Below are 16,558 nucleotides of genomic sequence, written 5' to 3' on the forward strand. Positions count from 1 at the left end.
GAAAATAATCAGATTGAACGGGAGGAATAAATGATGGATAAAGAGTTAGAAACAATTCAAGAAACTGAGGTAGAAACTGTACAAGAAATAGTGAAACCCCCAAAGAACAAAAACAAGTCAGGTAAACGTTTTTTATCAACAATTGGAGCTGGTATCATCGGGTCTATGCTAACATTGGGGGTCGTGACCAATACCGATCTCCTACAGGCAAGTTCTGAAGGAACCGTTCCTGTTACTTCAACTACTGCTCCTTATAATGTGCAGCAAACAACCGTAAAAGACCCAACGTCACTAGCAGATATGGTAGAACAGGCATCCAGTGCAATCGTCGGAATTGTCAATTACAAAACTTCCGTTAATCGCTTCGCCCAAAATTCTGAGGCAGTGAAAAGCGGCACAGGCTCAGGTGTTGTTTACAAAATCGTCGACGATAAAGCTTACATCGTCACAAACAATCACGTCATTGAAGGAGCTGAAAAACTTGAAGTCTCGTTAGAAAGTGGAGAAAAGACAACAGCAGAACTAGTCGGTAAAGACGCACTAAGCGATTTGGCTGTACTAACGATCGATGCAAAATACGCCAAGTCCGTTCTTGAATTCGGGGACTCTGATCAATTACGCGCAGGTGATGCAGTCGTTGCCATCGGTAACCCGCTTGGACTTGATTTTTCTGGTACTGTAACGCAAGGGATTGTTAGTGCAGTCAATCGGGCCATTAACGTCAATACATCCGCTGGTGAATGGGAGATGAACGTCATTCAAACAGATGCAGCCATTAACCCTGGGAATAGTGGTGGTGCGCTACTGAATTCAGCGGGACAAGTCATCGGCATTAACAGCTTGAAAATTGCCGAAAACGGCGTTGAAGGACTTGGCTTTGCCATTCCAAGTAACGAAGTCATTCCACTGATTGAAGAAATGACATTGCATGGACAAATTGAACGTCCTTACATCGGTATTGGACTTGCTGACCTTGCACAAGTACCGCCTATGTACCTACAACAGCTTCCTCAAGAAGTAAAAGGTGGCGTAATGGTCGCAAACGTCGATCCTTTATCTGCTGCTGGCAAAGCTGGACTTGAAGTGGAAGATGTGATCACCGCCATTAACGGCACTAATATCAATAACCCAACGGAACTACGCAAGTTTCTATATGCACAACTAAAGGTTGGCGATACAGCTACGTTTACGATTTACCGCGGCGCGGAATTAAAAACAATCGCCATCACACTCACAAGCAACCAATCCATGGCAAAATAACGCGCATACGTCCCGCCGGGAACATAGGATTTAAATATTCCCACCACTAGAAAAAACACGAAGTACCTCCCCCTCAATAAAGGCTGGGGGTGCTTCGTGTACATACTTATATATAATCTACATCCTATTTTGCAAATAATTTTCTCCCAAGGCGGTAATCATTGTACCACCTCTTCCTTGTCGGGCATTCAACAACCCTAGCTCTTGAAGAATTTCTAAGCGCAGTCTTAGCTGCTGCTCGGACAGAAAAATAGTGTACTCCTCTAGTAGGTCTTTCAATTTCAAGCGTCCGAACGTTTTTAAACTACGCTTTCCTTCCGCATAAAGCTCTAGGATTCTGACACTTTCCTCCAAGAATCCATGCTCCTCAATTTTCAGGTTTATCGTTTGAATTTCGGCATTGGTAAGTCTAATTCTTGGAGAAGCCTCATTTGACCCCGAAGTTCCCTCCTTATCATTGAATCCTTCTTCAGCAAGAAATACCTGTGATTTAACAAAACGATTCACGAGTTGTTCATGCGTGAAATCTTCATTTAGGGCTTGGGCAGTTTCCCACAATGTGCCGTAGGATAATAATCTCGGTCCAATATCAATGACATTGGAGAATTGATTCGGGACATAATCCATTTCACCAGGTGTAATAATATAATCAATATCCTCTGGAATACTTTGATTTGGATTCGTTTCATCAACCATAAAATACGTGTGAGTGAAGAAAAGATTTTGCAACGAATCTACCGTCTCCTGAGCATTTTCCATCGTATCATTGATAACTAACATTTTTTGACCCGGCGGTAGATCTATTATTCTTTTTGCATTCGCAATATTTACTTCCCTGGTCGAAAAAATGATACTGCATGATTTCGGGATAAAAGGGCGAGCAACCCCCATTAGAATAGATCTTGATAAAATGACAAGATCCTTCTCGGCAATCATTCCCATTTCAAGATCCTTCACAATTAGCTTGGAAATAGATGCTCTATCTCCAAATACAAGCTCCAATTGCTTAGAGATTGTTGTTAAATATCCTTCTTGAATCGAGATGATATGAATTTTCTTTTTCATTATTTCTCCTCGTCTTCCTGCATAACTCAACTATTTTCCATGATACTATCAATGATCCATCCTCTATTCAATAAGATGGCAAGCTACCCAATGGTTCGGTTGCGCTTCCTTCCAAACCGGCGTTTCCTTACATTTATCCATAGCAAACGGACAACGCGTTCTGAATCGGCAACCCGTTGGCGGATTCATCGGGTTTGGAAGATCTCCAGTTAACACAATTCGTCCACGCTCCCGCTCTATTTTCGGATCCGGGACAGGAACCGCCGACATGAGTGCCTGTGTATACGGATGTAACGGTTCTCTACTTAAATCATCCGTTGAAGCAAGTTCAACCAAGTTTCCTAGGTACATGACTCCAATGCGATCACTAATGTATTTCACCATTGAAATATCATGTGCTATAAATAAATATGTCAATTCTTTTTCGTGTTGTAAATCTTTTAACAAATTCACTACTTGAGCTTGAATCGAAACATCCAGTGCCGAAATAGGCTCGTCCGCAATAATGACTTCCGGATTGACTGCCAATGCACGTGCAATTCCGACCCTCTGTCTTTGACCACCCGAGAATTCATGCGGATACCGATTCATAAAATCTTTATTCAACCCGACAATTTCCAGTAAGTTTTGTACAATATCTTTTCGATCTTTTGGGCTCGCAGCTAATTGATGGATGTCAATTCCTTCAGCAACTGAGTCAATCACTTTCTTCCTAGGATTCAGTGAAGCATAGGGGTCTTGGAAGATCATTTGAAGCTTTTGCCTAATTCTACTTTCACTTTCTTTCTTTAAATGACCGTGTATCGGACTATCGTTATAATAGACTTCACCGCCAGTAGGTTCATATAATCGTATAATGGTCCGCCCAATTGTCGATTTCCCACAGCCCGACTCTCCAACCAAACCGAGTGTCTCACCTTTTTTAATATCAAAAGATACCCCGTCTACAGCCTTCAAGTATGTATCTCCGGAGATATGAAAGTGCTTTTGCAAGTTGTGCACTTGGATAATGGAATCTGTAGCAGAAAAGTCGGTTCTTTTCTTTTTTTCTACCGCAACTACTTCTTTCTCTCTCACTTTAACAATCGAAGAGAGACTTGGCGCTTTTGGATGCAATAGCCATGTTGCAGCGGAATGTGTCTGAGATACTTTAAACATTGGAGGTTGAACTTCATAATCAATTGCAAGGGCAAACTCATTTCGAGCGGCAAATGCATCACCTTGAGGCGGATTCATAAGATCCGGAGGAGACCCAGGAATTGAATAGAGTTCCATATTTGAACTTAAGTCTGGTATCGATTTGAGCAACCCCCGAGTATATGGGTGTTGTGACTCGTAAAAAACTTCGTTAACAGTGCCTTCCTCCACAATCTTTCCTGCATACATAACCGCAACCTTGTCAGCCATATTTGCAACGACACCTAAATCATGGGTAATTAACACAATCGAAGTGTCCATTTTCTTTTGAATATCTCTTAACAAATCTAAAATCTGCGCTTGAATCGTCACGTCCAATGCTGTTGTGGGTTCATCCGCAATGAGTAGCCTAGGGTTGCAAGCAATCGCAATCGCAATGACAACACGCTGTCTCATGCCACCAGAAAATTGATGAGGATATTGATTCACCCTCGTTGATGGCTCAGGAATTCCGACGAGCTCCAATATTTCAATCGCCTTTTTTAGCGCATCTTTTTTCGAAACTCCCCCGTGTTTAACCGCACTTTCCGCAACCTGCTTTCCGATTGTCATGGTAGGATTAAGTGCCGTCATCGGATCCTGAAACACCATCGCTATTTCCGAACCGCGAATCGATTCCATCTTTTTATCTGAGACTTCCAAAAGATTCTGTCCTTCAAATAAGATTTGTCCCCGATCGTAAGTCGCCGATTGGGATGGAAGTAACTGCATAATCGCTTTAGAGGTAACCGATTTCCCAGATCCTGATTCCCCAACGATCGCCAAGGTTTCACCTTTATTCATAGTGAAATTCACACCCCGTACCGCCTTTACAGTGCCTGACTGAGTATGAAAAGAAATATGCAAGTCCTTCACTTCTAATAATGGCTTCATCATCTATCACCTCCAAGTTGATGTATTATTTTCTCATTTTAGGGTCGAGAGCATCCCGTAGACCATCCGCTAGTAAATTAAAACAGACCATTAAAGCGACTATGACAAGGGCTGGAAATAACAACAGATAAAAGTGATTTCGCATTGCCTGAAATCCATCATTAATCAATACGCCCAATGACGCTAACGGTTCCTGTAACCCTAGACCAATAAAACTAAGAAACGCTTCGGTAAAAATAGCTGCCGGAATCGTAAACATCATGTTGACAATAATAAGGCCTAGCGTATTCGGAATAAAATGCTCCTTGATAAGCCTACTATTCGAAGCTCCCAATGCCCTGGAAGCCAAGATGAATTCCTGTGTTTTCAATTTGAATACTTGCGACCGAACAAGCCTTGCCATATTCACCCACCCTGTAATAACCATGGCGATTGTAATTGTCATAATACCCGGTCTCATAAGCATGATTAGTAAGATAATAAGAATAAGATTCGGAATCCCGACCAATACCTCGATTACACGTTGCATAACATTATCAACACGTCCACCAATCAAGGCAGAAATGGAACCATATGCTACTCCGATCATCAAATCAAGAGCTGTCGCCAATAGAGCAATATAAAGCGAAATTCGTGTACCTTCCCAAACACGCGTCCACTGATCTCGTCCAAACCGATCAGTGCCTAACCAGTGCTCGTTGTTTGGTTTTTGGAAAACCTGGTCATAATCGGTTTGTTCATAGGTGTAATCATTCATGTAAGGACCCACAATAGCCAAAACGATGAGAATAGCTAGTATGAACAAACTTAAAATGGCCCCTTTATTTTTTGTTAAACGCAGCCAGCTTTCTTTCGCCATACTTATCTGGGGTCTTGATACAAGATCTTGTGAATCTTTCTTCTCACCAACCACCTTAAACGAATCTTCCCGAATCAAGTCATCATGATTAAGTTCATATTCTTTTAGACTGTTGTTCGCCATCTGCCTCACCCCTTTGACTCAGTTAAGCGTATTCGTGGGTCAATAACCCCATAAAGTAGGTCTACAATGAGTACTATCAAAATATAAAAGGCACTGTAGAAAAGTGTCAGTCCCATAATCGTTGTATAATCATTCACTTTAATCGAATCAACAAACAGACTTCCTATACCAGGAATTCCGAAGATATTTTCGATGACAAGTGAGCCCGTCAACAAACTAACTGTAATCGGTCCCAAGATGGTAATAATCGGGATCAACGAATTCCGCAACGTATGATGAAAAATCACATTCCACTGCGATAAACCTTTAGCTTTAGCGGTTAAAATATAATCTTGTTGCAAAACTTCTAACATTTCATTTCGAGTGAAACGGGCAATAAGTGCGATTACCATCATCGAAAGGGCAATGGTCGGCAAAACGGAACTACTATAACTGTTCCAAAATGCTACAGGAAAAATCCCCCACTTCAATCCGACATAATATTGCAGCAATGCCGCAAATACAAAGTTTGGAATGGATACACCTATCACTGCGATAAACATCGTGAAGTAATCCCATGCCGTATTATGCCGAAATGCAGCTATCATCCCTAATAGAAGACCAATCGACATACCTAAAAGGACTGCTTGTAAACCCAACAAAGCAGAGGGACCGATCCTACTTTTGATAAGGGATTCCACTTTTTGTCCTTTAAAATAAAAGGAAGTCCCCAAGTCGCCTTGAACGAGATTCCCCATATATTTACCGTATTGCACAAATACCGGTTTATCCAGTCCGTATCTCGTATAGAACTCCATTCGCGCCTCATCCGACAGGCCAGCTAGTTTCTCTTCATCGAACGGCGATCCCGGCAATAACTTCATAAGAAAAAACGTGGCCGTAGCAATGACAAGTAATGTCAAGATGATGTTCACTACTCTTACCGCGATAAACTTTTTCAAACGATTCACCTCTTTATATAAATAATGAAGTACATTCGTGGATTGGACTAAAAAGATTAGATCTTCGTGAATTATCGATTGATGGAAAAAACCGGTCTCAATAATCCAATGATTTCTTTTCTTGCATTCAGAAGTTTTGGGAGATGGTGGATTTCTAATTGCTTTTTCTCTTCTTCATTTATTAAATTCAGTTGACTAAGCGTTTCAATTGCGACTGACGAAGTAGCCCGACCATTACCATCTTCAATTTTTAATGCGATTCCAATGCCCATTTCCGGCACTCCGATGCAATACACGCCTTCAGCACCCGACTTTCCGAACATTTTTCCTTGCATTACTTTCATGAAATCTGTACAAAAACGCTCTGTTCCGCCGACCATTTCCGGAGTCTTCATCATCGCTGAAGTAATTTTCTGAATCGCTTGCTGCCTTGCCTCACTCAGTTCGCTTGGATCTGCTAACTTCGCAAATCCAACTGCTAAGTTTTTCAAAGGTACTCCATGAACTGGTACGCCACATCCATCGATTCCAATCGCAATGTCATCACGTGAAGTCTCCGTCATTTCGCTGATGACCGAAAGGATTCTCTGTTGTACTGGATGGTCAAGTTTATAATAATCTTCTAGCGTCTCATGCATATGCTTTGCCGTTGCTAGCATTCCGCTATGCTTGCCGGAACAGTTATTATAAACTGGCGTTAATTTCTTACCCGATTTAATTAGATTTTCATAGGCTTCCGGCCAACGTGGACTGTGCATTCCGCATTGTAAATCCGATGCACCCAAATCCAATCGTTGCAATATCGAAGTGACCCTATCCGTATGTTGATCTTCTCCGTTATGCGAAGCACAGGTAAGCGACAAGTCCCATTCATCGAAATCATAGTGATCCATTGCCCCTGTTTCAACAATTGGGATTGCTTGCAATGGTTTCATAGAGGAGCGTGCATACACAACCTTGTTTATATCCCCCTTCGAAGCAACTACCTCCCCCTTTGAATTGACAATTACAATATGACCCCTGTGGATACTTTCGACGAGGTCGCCTCGTTCTACATTTACAAGTACTTCTGATGACATATTCTCACCCCTACTTTCTTCATTTTCAAATTAGTATAAACCCTAGAACACCCCATTACAACCATATATTCATATAATTTTAAATAATTAAAAAATATGTTGAAAGGTTCTTTCAGGTTTGATAAGGTTATAACAACTCAGTCGTCAGACTATTACAAAATCAATTGGAAAGGAATGAGAAATTGACTATGCAAATTATCGATTTACACTGCGATGTCCTGCTACGTTTAGCTTCAGGGCAGGGGGAATTGAATTTCCAAAATGCTTCCGAACTCGATGCAAACTATGAAAAGCTCAAAAAAGGAGGTGTGAAAGTTCAAGCATTCGCTATTTTCATTTCCCCTTCTGTTAAGTCCGACCATAAGTTTCAAGCTGCTTTGGATCAGGTCCATTATTTCTATACAGAAGTTCTCGGAAAAAATCCGAACATGAAAATCTTGAAAGAATGGACAGACTTCGATCATCTGAAAGAGCATGAAATAGGTGCCTTTTTGACTCTTGAAGGGGTCGATGCAATCGGAAACGACATGCATAAATTATCAATCCTTTACGAATTAGGCGTTCGTTCGATTGGATTGACTTGGAACAATGCAAATTTAGCCGCGGATGGCGCCGGTGAAAAACGTGGTGCAGGCATCACCTCATTTGGCAGTGAAATCATCGCATTCAATAACGACCATAAAATCCTTACTGATGTCTCCCATCTAAGTGAAAAGGCATTTTGGGATGTCATGAACGAGGCAAAATTCCCGATTGCAAGTCATTCAAACTCGAAAACGTTATGCAACCACATCAGAAATTTAACGGATGAGCAAGCAAAAGCGATGTTTGATAAAAAGGGTATGATTCACGTTGTCTATAACCCACCTTTTGTAAATGAAAAAGAATCAGTATCCATTTCCGACTTAATTGAGCATATCGACCACTTCTGTTCACTTGGCGGCATACAGCAAATTGGGTTAGGCTCTGATTTCGATGGAATTTCAAGAAAGATTGTCAGTTTGGAAGATGCGTCGATGCATCCCAATTTGATAAATGAGTTGTTGAAGAAATTCAGTGAGGACGAAGTGAAAGGATTTGCTTATCAAAACTTTTTGGATCATCGTCCCGGTTTGACTGTTAGCCACAAATAAGGAAGTTAGATGCTACTTCAATACGATGCAATTTTATTTAAAAAAGAGGGGGAAATTTCTATGAAGAAAAGATTCAATTTAGTAATGGCGTTATCGCTTGTATTAGCAGTCTTTTTGAGCGGGTGTGGATTTACTGATTCACCGAAAGTGGACGAGGGTAAAACAGATGAATCCAAAAGTAGCGCGAAAGAAAAGGTTGTAAATTTAAGTTTAGCCAATGATATTCCCGACTTGAACCAAGTATTAACGACAGATGGTATCTCTTTCTCTGTTTTGAATAATGTCATGGAGGGACTTTTCCGATTAGATAAGAATAATGAGCCACAACCAGCTATGGCGAAAAGCGTTGATATTTCCGACGACAAGTTAACGTACACCTTCCACCTTCGTGATGGCATTAAGTGGAGTAATGGAGAGGCTGTAACAGCTTATGACTTTCAATATTCATGGTTACGTGCAATGCATCCAGACACAGCGGGCGCTTACTTTGACATTCTTGCCAATTACATCGTTGGTGGCCAGGAATTTGCAGATGGAGAGGCGGATGAATCTGCTGTCGGAATTGAAGCACAGGATGATAAAACGTTAGTAGTGACAATCAAATCGCCTACGCCATTCTTTCTTGGTCTAACAGCTTTTGTTACGTACTTCCCATTGAACGAAAATTTCATCAATGAAGTAGGCGAAGACAAATTTGCACTTTCCTACGATACCATTTTATACAACGGTCCTTTTGTCATGACAGAATATAACCAAGCACAGGGCGTCACTTTATTAAAAAACAAAGAATACTGGGATTTAGACAATGTTGACCTTGATAAAGTTACGATGAAGGTCATTAAAGAACAAAGCACAGCATTAAATCTGTACGAAGCCGGAGAACTGGATCGAGTCTATTTAGCTTCATCGGACGTTGATTCGTACAGTAATAGCGATGAGTTCGGAACAGAAACCGAGTTCATCTCTTGGTATCTACAATTTAACTTCCTCGAAAAACCGTTCGACAACTTGAATATTAGAAAAGCGTTCCAACTAGCATATGATCAAGATATATTAACGAAAACAATCCTTAATAATGGATCGGCACCTGCTTATGGACTAGTCGCTGCTGGCGTACACGGCGATGGAAACAAAACGTTCCGCGAGTTAAGTGGTGATCACGTGAAGATGGACGTCGCTAAAGCAAATGAGTTTTTGGAAAAAGGACTGGAAGAAATCGGTGAACTACCAGCACTCAAAATCTTAACGGCGGATGATACGATTGCCAAAGACACTGCCATTTTCCTTCAGAGTGAATTCAAAAAAAATCTTGGTATTGACGTGCAAATTGAAACGAAACCATATAGCGGCCGCTTAGATGCAATGAGAGCAAATGAGTTCCAAATGGGAATTTCCCGTTGGGGCGCCGATTATAACGATGCAATGGATATTTTAAGTCTTTGGATTGGAGAACCGTTAAAAGGACTTCGCGGAAACTACTATAATGAGGACTTTAAAAATCTTATCGATAATGCACTTGTAGAGCCCGATGAAAGCAAACGACTCCAAATGTTGATTGATGCAGAAGAATTAATGCTCGCAGATGACGGCGCATTAGGACCACTCTATTTTGAGGGTAAAGCATATTTGCAAAAACCACATGTGAAAGATGTAATCATCCATCCATATGGTGCTTCCATTGAATTGAAAACAATTAAATTCGTTGAATAAGCCTTTTAACACACAATCCACTTTCGGAGCATGACCATTGGCATGCATCGGAGGCGGATTGTTTCAATTTAGCCGCCCTTATTTAAGTTCGTAAGTATTTACGGTTGCAGCCTTGTAACATTCGCTATCATAATGGATATAAGATATTGCTAAAGCGGAGGCGATTTTATGAAAATCTTAGTAATTGAAGACAACGAAAGTGTCTCTTCGATGATTGAACTCTTTTTCTCCAAAGAAGGCATCGAAGGACATTTCGTCAAAGACGGTTTAGAAGGCTATCGCCGTGCAAGTGAGGAGAATTGGGACTGCCTCATTGTCGACTGGATGCTCCCCGGAATGGATGGCGTTTCGATTTGCCGAAAATTAAGACAAGACAATTACACAGGCCCGATGATTATGCTAACCGCCAAGGACAGTGAATCTGACCAAGTACTCGGACTTGAGATGGGAGCGGATGATTATGTCACGAAACCGTTTAGCCCACTCGCGCTCATGGCACGTATTAAAGCCGTGACACGCAGGTACACACCTCAACAAGTCAATGAGCAGCAAGAAGGCATCATCGAAACCGTGCATTTCAACATCAATCACAACACACGCGAAGTGCGATTAGACGGCAAGCCCGTCCTTAACTTAACGCCAAAAGAATTTGATTTACTGTCCCATTTTGCCCAACACCCGAAACAAGTCTTTTCACGCGAGCAATTATTAGACAACGTCTGGGGCTATGATTTCTACGGGGATGACCGTACCGTGGACGTCCATATTAAGCGACTTCGCACGAAAATCGCGACAGAGGAGCAACCCTTTTTCCACACCGTTTGGGGCGTCGGTTATCGTTTTGATGAAACAATAGGTGAGTCCAAGTGAAAGTCAAATACTTATACCAGCAGCTCGCGAGCCATGTCAGCGTTATCGTCATCGCCTTTTTAATACTAAGTGTGCTATTCACTCATTATGTTGAACAATTTGTCTATAACAATAAAACGGAAGAACTGGCGACGTATGGACAAACTATTTTACGCGACCTAAATCGCAACCCTCGCAATTCGACGAGTACGCTACAAGCCTATGAACATGTGTTAAACGGCCGTGATATTCAATACATTTTATTCGACGAGCAATCTGCTATCATTTATACCACCGAGCTAAAGGCACCTGTCATCGGACTATTAAGTGAGGACGAATGGCAGGAGATTAAAAACGGTAAAACAGTCACAGTTAAACAGGATTTCAAGCGTTTCGACGAAGCGGTCACCTTCGTCCTACTTCCCTATGTCCAAAACAACCAGTTTGTCGGGGGCATTCTATTGACGTCGCCGATTAAAGGCTCAAAGGAAGTTATTACGCAGATGAATACCTATTTGCTATTCACAATGGTGCTCGCGCTTGCGGTCGCACTATTACTCAGCTGGATTTTATCGAATTTCCATGGGAAGCGTATCAAGCGGCTTCGTGAAGCAACCTCACTTGTGGCACAAGGAGATTACTCTGTCCGTATTCCATCGGCTAATGTCGACGAGATTGGTGAACTTGCCGAGGATTTCAACAAAATGGTCGAGACATTAAATATATCCATGGAAGAAATCGAAAGCCTAGAAAACCGTCGACGCCAGTTCATGGCAGATGTTTCCCATGAACTACGAACACCACTGACAACGATCCGCGGCATCATCGAGGGCATGAGAAATGACATGATTTCAGAAACGGAAAAAGAAAAAGGATTCCAGCTCGCCAGTAATGAAACGATGCGACTCATCCGCCTCGTCAATGAAAACCTGGATTATGAAAAAATACGTTCCAACCAAATTACATTATTTAAACAAGACATCCAGCTCGCTGAACTATTAGAAATTATTAAGGATCAGCTTGAAGGAGTCGCGGTTGAACAGCAGGATAGGATAATCGTCGATGTAGCACCTCACGTAACTGTACATGCTGATTATGATCGGCTCACCCAGATTTTGATTAACATTACGAAAAACAGTATTCAATTTACTGAAAACGGGTCTATCTTTTTACGTGGCTATGTGCAGAACGATATGACCGTGATTGAAATTGAAGATACCGGTGTCGGCATTGATCCAGAAGATGTCGAAAAAATTTGGGGACGGTTTTATAAGGCGATTGTGTCACGGACTACGAATCCATATGGAGAATTTGGGCTCGGTCTATCCATCGTCAAACAGCTCGTCACCATGCATAATGGGACAATTGAAGTGTTTAGTGAACAAGGGAAAGGCACGAAATTTACGATTTTATTACCGAACTAACCTCCTCCGTAATAATTTGTTCATATTTACGATGTACCATATGAGTAATCAAAGATTTTGGAGGAGAATACATGTCTAAGAAATGGCTATACCCACTAATAATTGCCGTCATCCTTGTGATGGTAGCGGGGTGTTCAAAAGGGAACGAAGAAGTCGTAGCGAAAGTGGGCAATGAAAAAATCACTAAGGAAGAATTATATGACACACTTGTCAAAGCTTCCGGACAACAAGCCCTTGATATGATGATTGAAGATAAAGTCATTGCTATGGAGCTGAAAAAAGAAAAAGTGACCGTTTCTGATGAGGAAGTAGAAGCCGAGCTTGTCACGCAAATTGAAAGCGCCGGCGGAGAGGAAGCCTTTGCTGCTGCATTGGAGCAAGGCGGTATCACTGAGAAGGAATTCAAAGCGAGTATCACTGAATATTTATCGATTCGAAAAGTGGTTGAACCACGCATCGACATAACAGACGAGGATACTAAAACTTATTTCGATGAAAACAAGGAAACACTTAGCACAGAGGATCAGGTTGAAGCGAGTCATATTTTAGTTGAGGATGAAGCCACAGCAAAAGAAGTTGCGAAAAAACTGGCAGATGGCGAGGATTTTGCAACACTGGCGAAAGAATATTCGACGGATACAGGTAGTGCAGAAAAAGGTGGCGAATTAGGCTACTTTGGCCATGGTAAAATGGTTGCCGAATTTGAAGAGGCTGCATTTTCAATGGAGATTGATGCAATTAGTGAGCCCGTGAAAACAGAACATGGCTACCATATCATTCATGTCACCGATAAAAAAGCGGCGAAAGAGGCTGTTTATGAGGATAAGAAAGAAGACATCCAAAAGCTGTTAGTCGAGGAGCAAATGCAGACAGCGTATACTGACTGGCTAGACGAAGTGAAAGAGAAATATGATATTGAGAATTCATTGGTAGGGAAATAAATGAACAATGAAACGGAAAAGCTAAAGTGGCTTTTCCGTTTTTTTTTGAGTGTCGGTCATACACCAAATTATTCGCTACAAATTGAATTGAAATGGTAATATAGGATTATTCAATACAAATAGGTTAAAAAGGAGTATTCATATGAATTTCATCGCATGGACAATCGTCGCGTGTGAAATCGGATTTTGGGTCGTCATCTTACTCGGACTTATCACACGTTATCTATTTAAGCGTGAAAAACTCGGTTTTTTCTTGCTCGCTTTAACACCCGTTATTGATTTAATTTTACTGATCGTCACAGCAACTAACCTATACAACGGAGCAACTGCCACCCAAGTACATGCTCTTGCGGCTATCTACCTCGGGGTATCCGTCGCTTTCGGAAAAAGTATGATTCGCTGGGCAGATGAACGTTTTGTTTATTATATTCAGAAACAGGGACAAAAACCGATAAGGAAAACCGGATTGGCACACGCCCGTCATTCTTTGAAAGGCTCCCTGCAGCATGGACTCGCCTATATCATTGGTGCCGCATTCCTAATGGCCATGATTTACTTCATCGATAATCCAACAAAAACAGAAGCATTATCCGGAACGCTGAAAGTATGGGCCATCGTCCTTGGCATCGACCTCGTCATCTCCATTTCATATTTTATTTGGCCTCGGCCTAAGAAAGCCTAATATATCTATTGAAAAAAAGCTAGCAAGCACGCTATAAGCGATACTTGCTAGCCTTTTCAAGTTATTTATAAGCCATCGTCGCACGAATGGCTTTTTGCCAGCCGCCATAAATTTCTTCACGCACGTCTTGCTCCATTTCAGGCTGGAATTGTTTATCGAGATGCCAATGCTTCGCAATTTCTGAACGATCCTTCCAGAATCCAACTGCCAAACCGGCTAAATAGGCTGCACCTAATGCCGTTGTTTCACTAATGACTGGACGTTCCACTGGTACATTCAACAAGTCACTTTGGAACTGCATTAAGAAATTATTCGCAACTGCTCCGCCATCTACACGTAACTTTTTCAATGAAATCCCGGAATCTGCTTCCATTGCATCCAATACATCTTTCGTCTGATAAGCAAGTGATTCCAACGTTGCCCGAACAAAATGCTCTTTCGATGTACCTCTCGTTAATCCAAATACAGCTCCTCTTACATCACTGTCCCAATAGGGTGCACCTAATCCAACAAATGCAGGTACAACGTAAACACCTTCTGTTGATTCTACGCGATTAGCATAACGTTCACTTTCTGCCGAATCTCTGAACATCCGCAGTCCATCTCGTAGCCACTGAATCGCTGAGCCTGCAACAAAGATACTACCTTCAAGTGCATATTCCACTTTGCCATCTATTCCCCATGCAAGCGTCGTCAATAAGCCATGCTCCGATTTCACTGCTTTTTCACCCGTATTCATGAGCATAAAGCAACCTGTTCCGTATGTGTTTTTCACCATACCGCTATCGAAACACGCCTGACCAAATAGTGCCGCCTGCTGATCGCCTGCGATGCCCGCAAGTGGAGCCGCGTGACCAAAGAATAAATCCTCATCTGTATGTGCATAGACCTCAGAGGATGGGCGAACTTCCGGAAGCATGGATGCCGGTACACCTAACATATCGAGCAATTCTTGATCCCATTCTAAATTGTAAATATTGTACATTAGTGTTCTTGAAGCATTGGAATAATCCGTCACATGTGTCTTGCCACCGGATAGCTTCCAAACTAACCATGTGTCGATTGTGCCAAATAACAGATCGCCCCGCTCCGCTCTTTCTCTTGCACCCTCAACATTGTCCAAAATCCACTTCACCTTCGTGCCTGAAAAGTAAGCATCAATGAGTAGACCCGTCTTATCGCGAACCATATCATCATGCCCTTGCGCTTTTAACGCTTCACAGATGTCAGCCGTTTGTCGCGATTGCCAAACGATTGCGTTGTAAACAGGATCACCTGTATGCTTATCCCACACAACAGTCGTTTCACGCTGGTTCGTAATACCAATCCCCGCAATTTGATTGGCATTGATATTTTTCTCAGACAACACACCTGCAATAACAGCTAAAATCGAACTCCAAATTTCATCCGCTCGATGCTCAACCCACCCAGACTGTGGGAAATATTGCGTAAATTCCTGTTGAGAGGTATGAAAAATCTCTCCTTGTTGATCAAATAAAATGGCTCGTGAGCTCGTCGTCCCTTGGTCAAGTGCTAAAATATATTTCTCAGTCATATTTGTTCTCCCCCTCTATTTTTTAGTCTTATGCCCCTTTTGCAACTCTTTGTTTTACGACTACTGCAGTTTCTTGTTTAAGCGTAAATTGAGCGCCCAACAGAACTACTAATACAACAGCTCCAACTACCCAAAACGCAACACTATTTACACCCGTGAAAAATTGTTGATAGAATAGCGCACCGAACGCACCGCCAAGAATTGGTCCTACGATAGGTACCCATGCATAACTCCAGTCTGATGATCCTTTACCCGCAATCGGCAAGAAGAAATGAGCAATTCTTGGCCCTAAATCACGTGCCGGATTAATCGCATAACCAGTTGTTCCGCCCAGTGACATACCAATTGCAACGATAAGTGCACCGACAATTAACGGGTTCAATCCTTCTGTAAATTCATTTGCACCAATCATCAACAGACCTAATAGCAAGACAAACGTACCAATCATTTCACTCGCTAAATTCGATAGTGGATGACGAATTGCAGGCGACGTTGCAAACACCGCGAGTTTCGCACCCTGGTCCTCTGTCTTACTCCAATGAGGTAGGTATTGGAAATAAATGATGACTGCCCCTAGAATAGCTCCCGTCATTTGTGCAAATATATAGTTTGGAACATCAGCCCATGGAAATTCTCCGATAGATGCCAATCCAATTGTAACCGCTGGGTTCAAATGAGCTCCACTGAAATTTCCAACTGCATAAACGCCCATCGTCACAGCAAGCCCCCATCCAAGTGTAATGACTATCCAGCCAGCACCCTCAGCCTTCGAATCTTTCATTAACACTCCGCCGACTACACCCGCTCCAAAGATGATTAAAATCATTGTACCAATTAACTCCCCTAAAAATGGTGTCATTTCCTCTT

The 16,558-nt window shown here is 41.9% G+C and carries 14 protein-coding genes; 7 read left to right on the forward strand and 7 right to left on the reverse strand.

The genetic code is table 11. From position 1 onward, the window contains the following. Positions 1-33: 33 nt before the first annotated feature. Entirely contained in the window at positions 34-1,260 is a 1,227-nt protein-coding gene (locus tag R2B77_RS13770) for a S1C family serine protease (RefSeq protein ID WP_203247838.1), read from the forward strand. Between the two features lie 117 nt (positions 1,261-1,377). Here R2B77_RS13770 and R2B77_RS13775 read toward each other — a convergent pair whose 3' ends face one another. From R2B77_RS13775 to R2B77_RS13795, 5 genes are all read right to left on the reverse strand, one after another. Then, the gene (locus R2B77_RS13775; protein ID WP_203247837.1) at positions 1,378-2,325 is read right to left on the reverse strand and encodes a hypothetical protein; all 948 of its coding nucleotides are present in this window, start codon (positions 2,323-2,325) and stop codon (positions 1,378-1,380) included. A gap of 63 nt (positions 2,326-2,388) precedes the next feature. Further along, complete coding sequence (locus R2B77_RS13780; RefSeq protein WP_322555725.1) at positions 2,389-4,395, reverse strand: ABC transporter ATP-binding protein; 2,007 nt, start codon at positions 4,393-4,395, stop codon at positions 2,389-2,391. A 25-nt stretch (positions 4,396-4,420) separates the two neighbouring features. After that, on the reverse strand, positions 4,421-5,377 hold the full coding sequence (locus R2B77_RS13785) for an ABC transporter permease (protein WP_212391556.1): 957 nt from the start codon (positions 5,375-5,377) through the stop codon (positions 4,421-4,423). Between the two features lie 5 nt (positions 5,378-5,382). Continuing rightward, positions 5,383-6,318 carry an ABC transporter permease gene (locus R2B77_RS13790; protein ID WP_203247836.1) on the reverse strand — a complete coding sequence of 312 codons (936 nt, stop codon included), beginning with the start codon at positions 6,316-6,318 and terminating at the stop codon, positions 5,383-5,385. 71 nt (positions 6,319-6,389) lie between these two features. Further along, a complete protein-coding gene (locus R2B77_RS13795; protein WP_203247835.1) occupies positions 6,390-7,397 on the reverse strand; it encodes an asparaginase in 1,008 nt (335 codons plus the stop codon). Between the two features lie 188 nt (positions 7,398-7,585). On the opposite strand from R2B77_RS13795, the gene R2B77_RS13800 reads away from it, so the two are divergent. From R2B77_RS13800 to R2B77_RS13825, 6 genes are all read left to right on the forward strand, one after another. Further along, positions 7,586-8,530, forward strand: a complete 945-nt coding sequence (locus R2B77_RS13800; RefSeq protein ID WP_212391575.1) for a dipeptidase — start codon at positions 7,586-7,588, stop codon at positions 8,528-8,530. A 60-nt stretch (positions 8,531-8,590) separates the two neighbouring features. Then, positions 8,591-10,240 carry a peptide ABC transporter substrate-binding protein gene (locus R2B77_RS13805; RefSeq protein WP_203247833.1) on the forward strand — a complete coding sequence of 550 codons (1,650 nt, stop codon included), beginning with the start codon at positions 8,591-8,593 and terminating at the stop codon, positions 10,238-10,240. A 168-nt stretch (positions 10,241-10,408) separates the two neighbouring features. Beyond that, positions 10,409-11,110 carry a winged helix-turn-helix domain-containing protein gene (locus R2B77_RS13810; protein WP_203247832.1) on the forward strand — a complete coding sequence of 234 codons (702 nt, stop codon included), beginning with the start codon at positions 10,409-10,411 and terminating at the stop codon, positions 11,108-11,110. Further along, positions 11,107-12,513 carry a HAMP domain-containing sensor histidine kinase gene (locus tag R2B77_RS13815; RefSeq protein ID WP_203247831.1) on the forward strand — a complete coding sequence of 469 codons (1,407 nt, stop codon included), beginning with the start codon at positions 11,107-11,109 and terminating at the stop codon, positions 12,511-12,513. Before R2B77_RS13810 ends, R2B77_RS13815 begins: the two co-directional genes overlap by 4 nt. 71 nt (positions 12,514-12,584) lie before the next feature. Beyond that, the gene (locus R2B77_RS13820) at positions 12,585-13,454 is read left to right on the forward strand and encodes a peptidylprolyl isomerase (protein ID WP_203247830.1); all 870 of its coding nucleotides are present in this window, start codon (positions 12,585-12,587) and stop codon (positions 13,452-13,454) included. A gap of 142 nt (positions 13,455-13,596) precedes the next feature. Next, complete coding sequence (locus tag R2B77_RS13825; RefSeq protein WP_203247829.1) at positions 13,597-14,136, forward strand: hypothetical protein; 540 nt, start codon at positions 13,597-13,599, stop codon at positions 14,134-14,136. Between the two features lie 61 nt (positions 14,137-14,197). Here the strand turns inward: R2B77_RS13825 and glpK are convergent, their stop codons facing one another. Both glpK and R2B77_RS13835 read right to left on the reverse strand, forming a co-directional pair. After that, the gene (glpK, locus tag R2B77_RS13830; RefSeq protein WP_203247828.1) at positions 14,198-15,691 is read right to left on the reverse strand and encodes a glycerol kinase GlpK; all 1,494 of its coding nucleotides are present in this window, start codon (positions 15,689-15,691) and stop codon (positions 14,198-14,200) included. 28 nt (positions 15,692-15,719) lie between these two features. Beyond that, positions 15,720-16,550, reverse strand: a complete 831-nt coding sequence (locus tag R2B77_RS13835) for an MIP/aquaporin family protein (RefSeq protein WP_203247827.1) — start codon at positions 16,548-16,550, stop codon at positions 15,720-15,722. Positions 16,551-16,558 lie beyond the last annotated feature (8 nt).

The sequence above is a fragment of the Sporosarcina beigongshangi genome, from assembly GCF_033485195.1.
Taxonomy (GTDB): Bacteria; Bacillota; Bacilli; order Bacillales_A; family Planococcaceae; genus Sporosarcina; species Sporosarcina beigongshangi.

Bases quoted from the DNA above. Each gene is read 5' to 3' on its own strand.
- R2B77_RS13770 (WP_203247838.1), top strand. From the start codon at position 34: ATGGATAAAGAGTTAGAAACAATTCAAGAAACTGAGGTAGAAACTGTA.
- R2B77_RS13775 (WP_203247837.1), bottom strand. From the start codon at position 2,325: ATGAAAAAGAAAATTCATATCATCTCGATTCAAGAAGGATATTTAACA.
- R2B77_RS13780 (WP_322555725.1), bottom strand. From the start codon at position 4,395: ATGAAGCCATTATTAGAAGTGAAGGACTTGCATATTTCTTTTCATACT.
- R2B77_RS13785 (WP_212391556.1), bottom strand. From the start codon at position 5,377: ATGGCGAACAACAGTCTAAAAGAATATGAACTTAATCATGATGACTTG.
- R2B77_RS13795 (WP_203247835.1), bottom strand. From the start codon at position 7,397: ATGTCATCAGAAGTACTTGTAAATGTAGAACGAGGCGACCTCGTCGAA.
- R2B77_RS13800 (WP_212391575.1), top strand. From the start codon at position 7,586: ATGCAAATTATCGATTTACACTGCGATGTCCTGCTACGTTTAGCTTCA.
- R2B77_RS13805 (WP_203247833.1), top strand. From the start codon at position 8,591: ATGAAGAAAAGATTCAATTTAGTAATGGCGTTATCGCTTGTATTAGCA.
- R2B77_RS13810 (WP_203247832.1), top strand. From the start codon at position 10,409: ATGAAAATCTTAGTAATTGAAGACAACGAAAGTGTCTCTTCGATGATT.
- R2B77_RS13820 (WP_203247830.1), top strand. From the start codon at position 12,585: ATGTCTAAGAAATGGCTATACCCACTAATAATTGCCGTCATCCTTGTG.
- R2B77_RS13825 (WP_203247829.1), top strand. From the start codon at position 13,597: ATGAATTTCATCGCATGGACAATCGTCGCGTGTGAAATCGGATTTTGG.
- glpK (WP_203247828.1), bottom strand. From the start codon at position 15,691: ATGACTGAGAAATATATTTTAGCACTTGACCAAGGGACGACGAGCTCA.
- R2B77_RS13835 (WP_203247827.1), bottom strand. From the start codon at position 16,550: ATGACACCATTTTTAGGGGAGTTAATTGGTACAATGATTTTAATCATC.